This is a genomic window from Simiaoa sp. (assembly GCF_051972595.1).
Classification (GTDB): domain Bacteria; phylum Bacillota; class Clostridia; order Lachnospirales; family Lachnospiraceae; genus Acetatifactor; species Acetatifactor hominis.
On sequence record NZ_JBOKRY010000001.1, the window covers coordinates 130,501 to 142,808 of the forward strand.

Annotated in this window: 9 protein-coding genes; all 9 read right to left on the reverse strand. The window is 36.3% G+C overall.

The genetic code is table 11. The annotated features are described in order from the left end of the window. Window positions 1-8 precede the first annotated feature (8 nt). The 9 genes from dcm to ACTRDR_RS00605 all read right to left on the reverse strand — a co-directional run bounded on the left by dcm (window position 9) and on the right by ACTRDR_RS00605 (window position 12,236). Complete coding sequence (dcm, locus tag ACTRDR_RS00565; protein ID WP_440525767.1) at window positions 9-1,331, reverse strand: DNA (cytosine-5-)-methyltransferase; 1,323 nt, start codon at window positions 1,329-1,331, stop codon at window positions 9-11. Between the two features lie 90 nt (window positions 1,332-1,421). Further along, window positions 1,422-1,832 (reverse strand): very short patch repair endonuclease, encoded by a 411-nt coding sequence (locus ACTRDR_RS00570; protein WP_118730504.1) that lies wholly within the window; start codon window positions 1,830-1,832, stop codon window positions 1,422-1,424. A gap of 17 nt (window positions 1,833-1,849) precedes the next feature. Then, entirely contained in the window at window positions 1,850-2,020 is a 171-nt protein-coding gene (locus ACTRDR_RS00575) for a DNA-binding protein (RefSeq protein ID WP_118730503.1), read from the reverse strand. Between the two features lie 272 nt (window positions 2,021-2,292). Further along, entirely contained in the window at window positions 2,293-7,050 is a 4,758-nt protein-coding gene (locus ACTRDR_RS00580; RefSeq protein WP_440525768.1) for an SMEK domain-containing protein, read from the reverse strand. Window positions 7,051-7,083: 33 nt separating this feature from the next. Further along, window positions 7,084-9,594 (reverse strand): DEAD/DEAH box helicase, encoded by a 2,511-nt coding sequence (locus ACTRDR_RS00585; protein ID WP_440525769.1) that lies wholly within the window; start codon window positions 9,592-9,594, stop codon window positions 7,084-7,086. Next, window positions 9,558-10,166 carry a class I SAM-dependent methyltransferase gene (locus ACTRDR_RS00590; protein WP_440525770.1) on the reverse strand — a complete coding sequence of 203 codons (609 nt, stop codon included), beginning with the start codon at window positions 10,164-10,166 and terminating at the stop codon, window positions 9,558-9,560. The genes ACTRDR_RS00585 and ACTRDR_RS00590 overlap by 37 nt, the downstream gene beginning before the upstream one ends. 101 nt (window positions 10,167-10,267) lie before the next feature. Next, the gene (locus ACTRDR_RS00595) at window positions 10,268-11,575 is read right to left on the reverse strand and encodes an ATP-binding protein (RefSeq protein WP_440525771.1); all 1,308 of its coding nucleotides are present in this window, start codon (window positions 11,573-11,575) and stop codon (window positions 10,268-10,270) included. Between the two features lie 155 nt (window positions 11,576-11,730). Continuing rightward, a complete protein-coding gene (locus ACTRDR_RS00600; protein WP_022152768.1) occupies window positions 11,731-12,030 on the reverse strand; it encodes a cyclic-phosphate processing receiver domain-containing protein in 300 nt (99 codons plus the stop codon). A gap of 47 nt (window positions 12,031-12,077) precedes the next feature. Then, window positions 12,078-12,236 (reverse strand): hypothetical protein, encoded by a 159-nt coding sequence (locus ACTRDR_RS00605; RefSeq protein WP_349211207.1) that lies wholly within the window; start codon window positions 12,234-12,236, stop codon window positions 12,078-12,080. Window positions 12,237-12,308: the final 72 nt, after the last annotated feature.

Sequence of the window (12,308 nt, forward strand, 5' to 3'; positions counted from 1 at the left end):
TTTGGAAGTTAATTAACAAAATAATATTTTGTTGATCTTCCTTTCTCCGTTCGATAAATTTTTTTCCCTTTTTCCAGTTTTCTAAGTATATAAGAAGCATTCTCTGGTTTTATTTGAAGAGTTTTGGCTATAGATTTTCGGGTTATACCTCCTTCGCGTCTATCAAGATTTTTTAAAACTACTTCATAATTTTTATTTAAAACACTTAACTGTTTATATATAAACTCAGCCATTGTTTCTATTACAGGTATAGAGACAGCATTTCCAAACTGCTTATACTGTTGACTTTCTGGAACATTCTTTGGAAATGCAAATGTTTCCTTTCCCGTTTGTGAATCAATAAACCCATACCCAATAAATCCTTGCAATCTTCCCCATTCAGTAGGAGTCATCATTCTCACATTCTTTGAATTTAACCCTCCTTTTTTTCTAAGACTTGCTTCCTCTTCAACTGTGTGTTCCGGCATTGTTTGTATAATAAGATTACGTTCCCTTCCAGACCCCCCCGTTGCCATTATAGTATTAGCATAGGTTCTATGATGATCTAGACTATTCAATATATAATATCCATACCCATTTCCATTATCCTTTTGTCGTTTTTCATGTTTTTCCAACGTCTCCAGATATTTTGCTGACATGTAATAGTGCAAATCAACATCATGATCTAATATATCATTCAAGTACTTGTTTAGATTTGGATTATTCAAAAGATGAGTGTTCAATCCCCTTGGTAATTCATTTATAAATTCATCCGAATCCAATAACTCTCCATATAAATCCCTATCAAACGCAATAAAATATGCTCTTGGCCGGTTTTGTGGTAACCCAAAATCCTTAGTGTTACGCACAAATGAATCCTTGTTGTACTTTAATACTCCATCATCTTCATGAGACACCCCAATAACCTTGTAATTTAACCTCTTTTCCAAAGTATCAACAATCACCTTAATTGTCCTTTTCTTATCATGAGATACAATATTCTGTACGTTCTCCAAAAATACAACCTTAGGTCTTCTACGTTCTATAATTTGCGTTATGTGAAAAAATATAGTTCCTTTAGTTGGATCACCAAACCCTTCCAAATTTCCCTGGCTACTAAACGGTTGACACGGAAAACCCGCTAACAGAACATCATAATCACACTGTGCAACTACTTCCTTAAATTCTTCCGAAGTCAAATCATTTCTAGGATTTTCCTTAAATAAAGACTCATATGTACGCGCAGCATATTCATCAATCTCTGCTGATAATACATTTTCAAAGTGACCAGTTCTCCAGAATCCTTGCCTTATTCCACCTATCCCAGCACATAAATCTATTGTTTTATACATATATCACTACTATTCTCCATCTACTAATATTTTCTCCAGTAATATCTTCAGGAGTGACAGTGTATATAATGCGCACACTTCCACTCCAGATCACTCTTCTAACGCCTTCTGTATTACATCTGCGCATTCCTTACAATGTGTCTTTATATCTCGTCCCCAAAATCGTAATACCTTCCATCCATCATCTTCCAGGGCCTTGTTTACTTCTTTGTCTCTCTCAATATTTCTTTCAATTTTAGGTATCCAAAAATCCTTATGAGATTTGAAATCTCCTTTTCTGTTCTTCCAATCATATCCGTGCCAAAATTCACTGTCACAAAAAATGGCTACCTTCTTCGATTTAAACACAATATCGGGTTTCCCAACTATTCCATTTACATTCTTTCGGTATCTTAATCCTCGATTCCATAGTTCTTTTCGCAACATAATTTCTATGTCTGAATCTTTATTTTTTACTTGTTTCATATTAAAACTTATTTGTTCTTTTGTTTTTTTTGACATAGATATTCCTCAATCTGTTACATTTTTACCTTTCTCTTATCTTTCGGTTTTTGAGCATTTTTAGGAATAAGCCATCTATTTCCAAGCATAATAGCTCCCTCTACCCTTCCTTCTTTGCACAAAATATCAACACGTCTTTGAGAAATGCTCCACTCTTTTGCAACCTGCGCCGTAGTTAGTAAATCCATTCATATTCTCCTTTAGATTTGTCCCTATACTAGATATTATTCCTCTTTGCGAACAATTACAAGAAATATGACTGTTTAACCATTAATTTTATTCCCATCTTACTCAAATCACATTACTCTATCATCCATTCTGTATCTTCAAAACTTCTGCATGTAATGATGTAATATGAAACATCAAATGTTAATATAATCATTTATAAAGACATAATGCTATCCCTACAATAATCTACTACTTCCAAAAGTTTTAATCTCTTGCAGCAATGTACCTTCTCTCAATGCACTCTGAATTCATCAAGTATAACGGCAGCCTCTTCTATATTGAACTCAATCAACATCTCTAAAAATTCTTCAAATGCTTTCATTAACTCTTTATCTGCTTTAATATCGTCATTAAAGTCCAAAAAAGCCTTGGTAATAATTTTATTTATTACAAATTCACTATTTATTATAACTTTTTCACATTTTGAAAAATCATGTTTGCACTTTTGAAACGACTCATTTATCGGGATGATCACCTCTGGTAAGAGTTCCGTAATATGCATTTGATCTATTACATATAACAAATTTTTTAAATAAAGCCACCCATACTTCACCCAAAGGTTATTCAAAAACATTTTATCCTTATAGGAATATTTTGTTTGTAACTCATTCCAATCATGCATATGGTATTTTCCCAAAGTAAGAAACATCATAACATAAAGATTATGCTTCACATTTTCATCAGCAATTAATGCTATTTTGTTTTCAATCCTTGCCACTATTACCTCACACTTCTTTCTAACAGCTTTATTATCATATCCGTCAAAATACACCGTTAACAAATGGCATGAAATATCTTCATATAATTCATATACGTCAGAATTCATTTGTGCAAAATCAGGGAAATCAAACAGCATATCTATTATAGCTGAATAATATTCATTGCCCGTTAATTCATTATTAATAAATTCCTTTACTTCTCCAATCGCATATGCGTCTAAATATTCATAGTAATCTTTTACACTTGCAATAATCGACAAGATGTATGGAAAGATCTTTCCCATTATTCTTCTAAACTCTTCATCTTCAAAATTTAATCCGCAATTTGATATATAACATAATGTTTGAATATCACTATCCTCTATATTCCATGTGCTCAAATCCTTTTTTTCTTCATTCACAAGTAATTTTTTTATAATTTCTTCTCTGCTACTTTGGTAAAATTCAATTTCATTCTTCTCAAAAATTTCTTTTACCCAGATAGGTGGTTTTCCTCTATTCGGCTGATATTCAATATTCTTGCTCTTTTCATTGAGTTTAGATACATTATATTTATAGTATGTCATTTTGTCCTCTGACATTGCAATAATTGTATAAAATAAATTTTTGGCCAACTTTTTATTCTGTGGCAAATATCCCTTTAATTGTGAAGTAATCTTAGAAATAATTCCTTGTTGCCCTTTATATAAAAGACAATTTAGCATTTGACGTTTCATTTTCTCCTTTACTGAAAAATCTAATTCAAATTCAATTTGTCTATAAAGTACTTTAACCAAACCTATTTCAAATGCAAAAATTCCATTATTAAAAATACTCTCTATTCCATCCAGCCAAATATTGCATAATCTAGAGCGTTCCTCTAATGTTATTTCTTTTTGGGCTAATACATATGCAATTATCATTATAAGATCATTTTGTAGTTGTCCAGGAACATCCGTACTTTCTATTAAATCTTGTAATTTAGTAATCGTCTCAAAGCAATCTTGTAATCCAATTTTTCCATCTACCATCAAAGAATTACAATTACATATTATTTTTTTGAAATCGTCCTTATCTCTGTTATATTTACTTTTAGCATTTTCTTCAACAATTTTCCTAGCTGCACCCGTTATTTTAGGAATGACTGCATATGTATGCTCATCAACTTTGTTCATAACAGCGTTTCGTAAATCCATTTTCTGTATTTGTAAATGTTGTCTGGCATTATCACCTTTATTTGGAATAATTGAATACAAATAATCAAGGCGCTTCTCTGCTTTTTCCTTATATTCACCACCTAAGAGTTGCATCTTTATAGTTATATCTTGCAATGAATCATTTGATTTTACTTTAATGTCATACCTTTGTTTAATTTCCGGAATTCCTACTGACATAAGCACCAGTTTTTCATATAATTGTCTATTCGAATCAGGAGACAATATTCCGATTTTCTGACTATCTAGCATAACCAATTCAATACTTGACGCTAAAAAAGCCGAATATCCTGGAATAACTTCTTCGCAGTTTCGTCCTATTTCAGCGATGACAGAAAGCATCATAATATTGTTAGCCTCTTGTAAAATCTTAGACTTAATATAGTCTGCAAATTTTATTACTACTGTTTTATCATTATGTTCAGAGTTTATTTCACGTATAGCTTTTTGAGTAAATAAATAAATTCCGTCGCTTAATAATGCATGGACTCGATTCTCCTGAATTCCTACCAACCAAAAAATCGGATTGTATATAAAATTCCTTCCTTCATTGGGTGAATTTTCCCATACACTTATATTATATACACTCTCGGGAGATAATGCCTTTATTGAATCAGCCACATGATTTGTAAGTCTAATCAACCATTCAAGTGCAACTATCCAGTTATATTGTACAAGTACATTTAAAAATCCATTTTCATATACCTTTTTATATTCATAACTATAGTAACCAGCTTTTCTAGACAATCCACATTCTTCAGTATCCTCTATTAAATTTTGACTATAACAAAAAGCATTTTTATCATATTGGGGATTCTTTATCCAATACGTATCTGCCACTTTACACAAATCTTCAGGAAGTTGCAGTGCAAGTGCCGGTACAGTGTTTTTTAAAATATATTTTATTATCTCCTCATCTAGGTGATGTTTTCTATCCTCTATACTCAGATACCCGCTGATTCGTTCCTCCCAAAAATGTTTAATCCATCCTTTAGACTTTTTTGCCATTCTATATATTGGCATTAAACATATATTTATATCATCTGACAAATGAAACTGATTTTCCTGCAAAGAATTATGCATCTTCTCTTCAATATAAAATTCAAGTATACTGCAAGCATGTTCCAATGCGGCATCATCGTTCTCAAAATTTTGGGAATAGTCCTCGCACAATTTTAATACCTTTTTTTCTACACCATTTTCTTTATATATACCGCTGTTAAAAATTATATTAATTAAACATGGTCTGCCTATTCCAATTGGCTCTAATTTTGAATAAACGTTTTCATATTTTAAATTAATTATAGTTGTTTCAAATGCAAAATTATTAGTAAGCCTAACAAATTCCCATAGCAAATCACCGGAAATAGAATCAGCATACTCCTCAAAAAATTCACTGCAAAAATTTGATTTCACAATTCCTATCATCGTCTGTTCTTTCCAATCCATAGGAATTTTATTTGTCTCTAACAGTTTATATAAGAATTTCTCTCTGTTTCCTTTCGAAAAAAGTTTGTTTTCTACCCATATTTGATATCTGCGATATATACATCTTCCCATATTCATTAGATTTGAAAAGAAAACATCATACTCATTTTTGCAATCATCATACTTTTCATCAATAAATCTTTCAAAACAAATATCCTCAAAAATATCATATTTAAGACGTATTGTATTATCTGCACAAGAGGTAATAATATTCTCCGACTGCAAAATATTAACTATTTCTTCCCCTACTTCTTCCTTTCTTACACCCAGAAGGAATTTTTTTGCTCTATCAAACACTATTTTTTCTACAGCATTTCTAATGTCCGAAGTTTTAATTCCATATAAAAATTGCTTTCCACTCATGCATATCACTTGTGTCCAAATTAAATTTCTAAAGCTATCTACATCTTCAATTTTTTTAGAATCCTTTATTTCCTTAATAATCAAATTAAGATAAAACGGCGAACGTAAAAGTTGAATATATGATTTTGTGCTCCATAATTCCTGTATTATTTTGTATTTTTTAGCCACCCCGATAATTTGATTATCTGTAAGCAGGGAAATATCATATTTCTTTATCTTATAAATATTTTCAATTTTTACAAATGCAGTCCTATCACAAGATCTGCATGACGTTACTACATATATGTTATTATACCCCTTGACAGTTTCATAAATTTGCTGTAAAGTATCCAATTTTGTTTTTGCACCGTCAGCTATAAACTCCAATGCGTCAATATAAATAACAAGTTTTTTTTGACCTATATATTTAGCAACCTTATCAACATTCACTCCCCATATGTCTTCCAAGGATCTTGCTTCCGAAATTTTTTCTGCTCTGGCATAAAGTAATAGTTCTTCATTTTCAAGCATAATCTTACACAAGGCAGATTTACCAGAACCAGCTTCTCCTTGTATGGAAATAAAATTTAAATTATCTTCTTGTATTTGTTTTATCTCTTCCGATCTATCAATTATATATTCATCATTAATAAAGTAATCAATGTTGTTATTAATCAATGCTTTACTCAGTGTAATAGCTTTTTCAAATTTATCGCCTATTTGAATCAATAAATCATTCTCGCTCTGCAAAAAATCATATAACGCAGTTTGAAATTTAATATCTGTTTTTGCCTTTTGGATTATATCATCTGTTGTAATCAGATTGTCTTTTTTAGTGAATGCAATGCTTCCTATTTGAAATTCACCTGTATAATCTTTTACATCGTTCACACTATCATTGCTAATAACAAAGAAAAACAACTTCTTCACATCTTTAAGTTCTCTCGATTTACTATCTCGTATTTTTTCTAGAGTTGATTTCACTTTTAAAGGTATATCCTGGATTGTGCTTACTTGAACATACAATTTATTATCTTCTGAAATCAAATCAACATATGGAAAATTTGATTTTGCTACATTTAAATTTAAGAATTTCTGTCCAAACCACAGTTTGCAAATCTCCTGTGCAAAAATTTCATATAAAGTTGCTGTATCAAATAGCCCCTTTTTATTTAAAGCTTCTATTTTAGCCTTATACGCTACTATGTATTCACTTATATAATTGACTTTTTCAGCAGTCTCTATCAATATTTTGCCCTCTTTCATTTCATATAATTTTGTCTACTCTATTTTATAATACCTCTCCAAATCTTCCCTCATCTGCCCTTTCACTCTCTCCCAATCCCCCTCGCTCATCTTCGCCAGCAGCGCATGATTCAGCGAGATCACTCCCAGGTCCTTCGAGTAGTACATAAATCTCTTTCTCTCGAACTTTTCAAAAGGATTGGTCAGCATGCTGCTTTTGATCATTTTCCGGTCTTTCAGAGTCTCGGCATTATAAGGGCAGCTGGGGCGATCCACCGGCAGTCCCTTATCGATCCTGTCCTGATAAAAGGCTATGTAATCTGTCAGTACATCCTCGATCTTCGCATCGCCTATCGTGTCCATATGATCGATAAAGGACAACAGGAACGGCATTTTATAGGACAGTGAATAATCTCTTTCCTCAAGGAATACAAAAAAGTCATCCCGAACGGTTTCATCATTATGCTCCTGAATGTTCAGTTCTTTTCTGTATTTCTCCACATCCTCCGGGCTGAACAGGCTGATCTTCTTGCTGCCGAAGGGGAACTCCACCGTTGGTGTGATCTTCCCCTTACGGATCCAGCTGGTGATCGTTCCGGTGTTGACAAAGTACTCTCTCGCCAGCTGTTCCTGACTATAGTAATCCCCATACTTTTCTTCAAAGGTATGGATGTCCACTTCCACGATCCGTTCCACGCGCTCTGTGATGCCATCGATCTCGATCATTTGTCCCGGCAGGTAATCCTGTCTGGTGATATCGCCGAACGGAACATATAATGAGTTTCCGAAGATAGCATGCATACTGCAGGGTCTTACCATGGCTCCGTATTCATCTACCACATCAATGACGAACACATTTTTCTTGATAGATGTCCGGCGCAATCCTCTGCCGATCTGTTGAAGATACAGCACTTTCGACAGCGTCGGACGCGCCATAACGAGGATTCCGAGTTCCGGATAGTCCCAGCCTTCCGAGATCATATCGCAGGCACAGAGGAAACGTATCTTATGCTCCTTGAACTCCTGCATAACCTTCTCCGGGTGTTTTGTATCTCCACTGTAATCCTGCGCTGAGATACCGGCTGCGTTCAGCAGGTGTGCCATCTCTTTGGTATGCGCCTTGTTGATACAGAAGATAATTCCCTGACGTTTTCCGACATCTCCCTCTGTGAAATAGTCCTTCAGCACATTTACGATCAATTCATTTCGGGAAGTGACACGCACACTCTTCTCCAGATCCGCATTCACATAATCTTTTCCGTTAAAACGGACATGGCTCAGATCAATATTCGTCTCGATCCGGTAGACACTCGCCCTCGCCACAACTCCCTTCTCCATTGCATCCTTCAGAGAAAGCTCTGTTGTATAATTTCCGAAGATTTCTTCCAGTCTCTTTTTATCCGGGCGCTGATCCGTCGCTGTCAATCCTACGAGGAATTCCGGCGCATAGTATTGGATCACCCGCTTTAACATCGGAGCTACCGCGTGGTGCGCCTCATCCACTACAATATAGGAATAATAATCCCTTGGTTTTTCATGGTAATGTCTTACTGCATAGCTGTAAGTCTTAATATCAATCCGGTCCTGCAACGGCTGCAGGTCCTTGTCGATTCTCTCTTTCCAGTCCGCAATGATATTCGTATTCGGTGCCAGGATCAATGCCCGGAACTGCTCTTTTCCAGCTGCAAATTTCTGAATATCTTCTTCTACGATCCGGGATTTTCCCGCTGCGGTAGGTAATACAATGAGGAATGCACGAATTCCTTTTTCCCGCCGTTCCTGTATCTGTGCAAGGCTGATCTCCTGGTGCTCATACAGCTCCGTTTTACGTTCCAACAGCAATCCCGCTTCCCGGAATCCGCCGGTGTCTTTTCCCAGGTAAGACCGGATGTCATCCTCAATACGATCCTTGAATCGGCAATCTTCCGTGGAAAAACGGTATAGCTTTAATCCCCACAATGCGCAGGTATTCTGCTTGCGCAATTGTTTCCGATAGCCCTCTATTCCGATCAGCTGCGGATGGTGGTAATGAATTCCGTTTTCCTCAATCGCCACTCTGCTGTCTGCGGTATCTACGAGATAATCGAGGAAATAATTGTTGCCGTCTTCATCGGATATCCAGAATTCTTTTTGCAGGTATTTCAATGCCCGCATACCGTAGACATCCGTGAAATTCTGTTCAAACAGCAGTTCCAGCGGTGATGAATCCGCATGCTCTCCTCTTTCTGAGATCCTTTTGGTAGAGTGCAACACTTCCTGTCGGCTTCTCTGCAGGCATTTTTCTATCGTTTTCGGATCGAATCCCAGGAATCGGAACACTCTCCGGTATATTTTCATATAGTGATTTTGTTTATCTGTGATCAGTGTATAAGGAAAAATCTGCTCGCCATCCCGGCAGGAGCAGATTTCATCATCGATAATGACCATGTCCACTCCATCATCATAAAAGTGACTCACACCGCCATTCGGATAAGTCACTGTCTCCCGGAGGACATAGTTCGGATATGCAATTAAGAATTGATCTTTTTCAGGAATAGATTCAGCCATCTTTCTTCCCTGTCCGGTCGTACATCTTCTGTCAGAAAGTTCCGCAGCTGCTGTAAACTCGTATGTTTTTTCAGCAGCTGCTCCAGTTTCTCTTCTGTGAGATCCAGAAAATATCTGCCGTTCCTTTCCCCTTCAAATACACCATACTTAAATGACATGTACAAAATGCCTTGCGGCTTCAGTGCCTTCTCGATGCGATATAACACTTCATCCAGTTCCCCATAGGATAAATGTAGCAACGATGAGCACGCCCAGATACCGTCATACACTTCCGATGCATCCAGCTCTTGGAACAACTGGCATTTCACCGGAATCCCCGTGTACTCTGATGCCAACGCGCACAATTCTGCGGAGCCGTCGATCGCGTCTACCCGATAGCCATGCTCCAGGAAATATTTCGTATCCCTTCCTGAGCCGCAGCCCAGGTCCAGAATCTTCGCCCCTACAGGAAGTCCTTCTATAAATTCATTCTGCATTACATGAAAATCTACATTACGCGTGTTCTCCACAAAATCGGCGGCATTTTGATCATAATATTGAATTGTCTGATTCTTTTTACTTTTTTCGCTCATTTAAAAGTATCATAGCATATTTTCAGGCATACTGCAATCTATGTAAAATTGCTCCCTATATTATATACATGACAATATGCGACAGAATCTTACAAACTTTTTTAATCTTTCAAGCAGCCAATCGGAACGATTTTGACTCCCCTATCCGTTGTATATGCCATAGGTGCATTCGCACATATCACAATCAGTGCAGATGGCTCCCTATAGACAGCCCGTGGATGATCCACATTTTTGATGGCTCTTTGATTATATTTTTGAATCACTTCTTTAAATTTTGAGAGAGATTTTTCAGCATCAGGTATCTTATTCGCACCTGTCTTAATCTCAATAAGCGCATATCTTCCATCTTCCATTTGATATACAGCGTCAGCTTCCATCCCCGTATCATCTGTATAATGAAGTACTCGTGCATTATGATTTTCTGCATATACCAGCAGATCTCTTAAAACCAAATTTTCAAAAACATGGCCAAATAAATCTAAATCATTGTAAAAATACTCCGGATTAATACCAAGAGCCGCTAATCCGATAGACGGATCAATAAAAATATGCTTTTTCGCTGTCCTTATTGCCGTTTTTGAACGGATCTGCGGTGTCCAGGCATCAATATCTTTTATAACAAATAAACTTTCCAGCGCATCAATATATGATGCAAGTGTTATATCCGTTACATTTTGGGTTGCCTTAATATCGGCATAAATACTTGTTCTCTTTGCCGTAGTTGCCATATTTCTTGCATATGACCATAATAGTGCTCTTGTCCATTCGGGATTTCTCTTCACTCCATCAATAGCTGTAATATCCTTATGGATAATTTGCCTATAATAATCTTTTGCAATTTCCAATTTAGCGCTATCTTTTGATAATGCCAGACACCTCGGCCATCCGCCTCGGCATACTGCAAAAAATAACTGTTCCAGATTTGTCTCCGACATAATTCCATCTATATCATAGTTTGGATCTTCCAGAATTTTTGCCAAAGATATTTTTCCATTTGACTCACCTGTTTCCCATAATGTCATGGGATACATGGTAATTTCCGTTATCCTTCCTGTTCCCGTATGGGGGGTATCTATCTTTTTGCTCGCCGAACCTGTCAGAAAATATTGTCCAACATTTTCCGGATGGTCGTCGCAATCTTTTCGGATAGTTCCCCATATTTTTACAGCATCCTGCCACTCGTCAAACAAAATCGGTTTCTCATTTTTTAAAAACAGCTTGGGTGCAGTCTCTGCCACAGCAATGTATCCATCTCTTTTATCCTCATCCTGGAACTCAATAACCGTTTTGCAACGTTCCTTGGCAGTTCTTGTTTTGCCACACCCTTTCGGTCCAATAATGCTTACCGCATTAAACGCTTCTGTTTTTCTATCTATTTCATCGTCTACAACTCGCCTGATATATTCCATATGCTATACGCTCCTTTTACTGCTAGTATAGCATTTTTTTAATAATTTATTCAAGTTTATTTTGTATTTTTCGGCTGTTTTGTTTTGTATTTTTCGGCTGTTTCATTTTATGTTTTTCGGCTATTTTGTTTTGTCTTTTTCGAGTATTGTGTTTTCTACCAATACTCCTCTCCCCAGTACCTCGCCAGCACGCTCTCCATATTCGCTCTGCCCACTGGATTCGCGGTATGTATCTCCACGGGGTAAAAGGTCTCCCGCTCCACCAGCCAGTCCAGCAGTTTGATAGCATCGCCTCCCTGATTTGCAAAATCTCCCAGGTCATGGTCGAGATCCAGCACTTCGATCTCGATGCCGTTTCTCTCCGCCTCCCGGATCAGTGTCTTGGCTTCATTCACGGATCTGGCGCTCTCATATCCCCACGGTGCGGGGCGGAGATCATCTAACCATATTTTCATGTTTCACGCTCCTTTTCATTAATCCAGGCTTTTCAGATATGCTTTGATCATTCTTCCAGTGTAGATATCAATAGTTCGGTATCCGGATAATATAATTTATATTTGCTCTCATCAATGTTTCCCTTCAACGGTAATTCCGGGAAAATCAGGCAATTGCATTCCGTAATAACTCTGGTGTCGACCAGCCATTCAATGCCGTTTTTCACATTTCATGAGCCATCTTTTTGCATTTTTTCACATTTCATGAGCCATATTTTTGTGTTTTATCACATTTTATG

Bases quoted from the DNA above. Each gene is read 5' to 3' on its own strand.
- dcm (WP_440525767.1), bottom strand. From the start codon at position 1,331: ATGTATAAAACAATAGATTTATGTGCTGGGATAGGTGGAATAAGGCAA.
- ACTRDR_RS00570 (WP_118730504.1), bottom strand. From the start codon at position 1,832: ATGTCAAAAAAAACAAAAGAACAAATAAGTTTTAATATGAAACAAGTA.
- ACTRDR_RS00575 (WP_118730503.1), bottom strand. From the start codon at position 2,020: ATGGATTTACTAACTACGGCGCAGGTTGCAAAAGAGTGGAGCATTTCT.
- ACTRDR_RS00585 (WP_440525769.1), bottom strand. From the start codon at position 9,594: ATGGCTGAATCTATTCCTGAAAAAGATCAATTCTTAATTGCATATCCG.
- ACTRDR_RS00590 (WP_440525770.1), bottom strand. From the start codon at position 10,166: ATGAGCGAAAAAAGTAAAAAGAATCAGACAATTCAATATTATGATCAA.
- ACTRDR_RS00595 (WP_440525771.1), bottom strand. From the start codon at position 11,575: ATGGAATATATCAGGCGAGTTGTAGACGATGAAATAGATAGAAAAACA.
- ACTRDR_RS00600 (WP_022152768.1), bottom strand. From the start codon at position 12,030: ATGAAAATATGGTTAGATGATCTCCGCCCCGCACCGTGGGGATATGAG.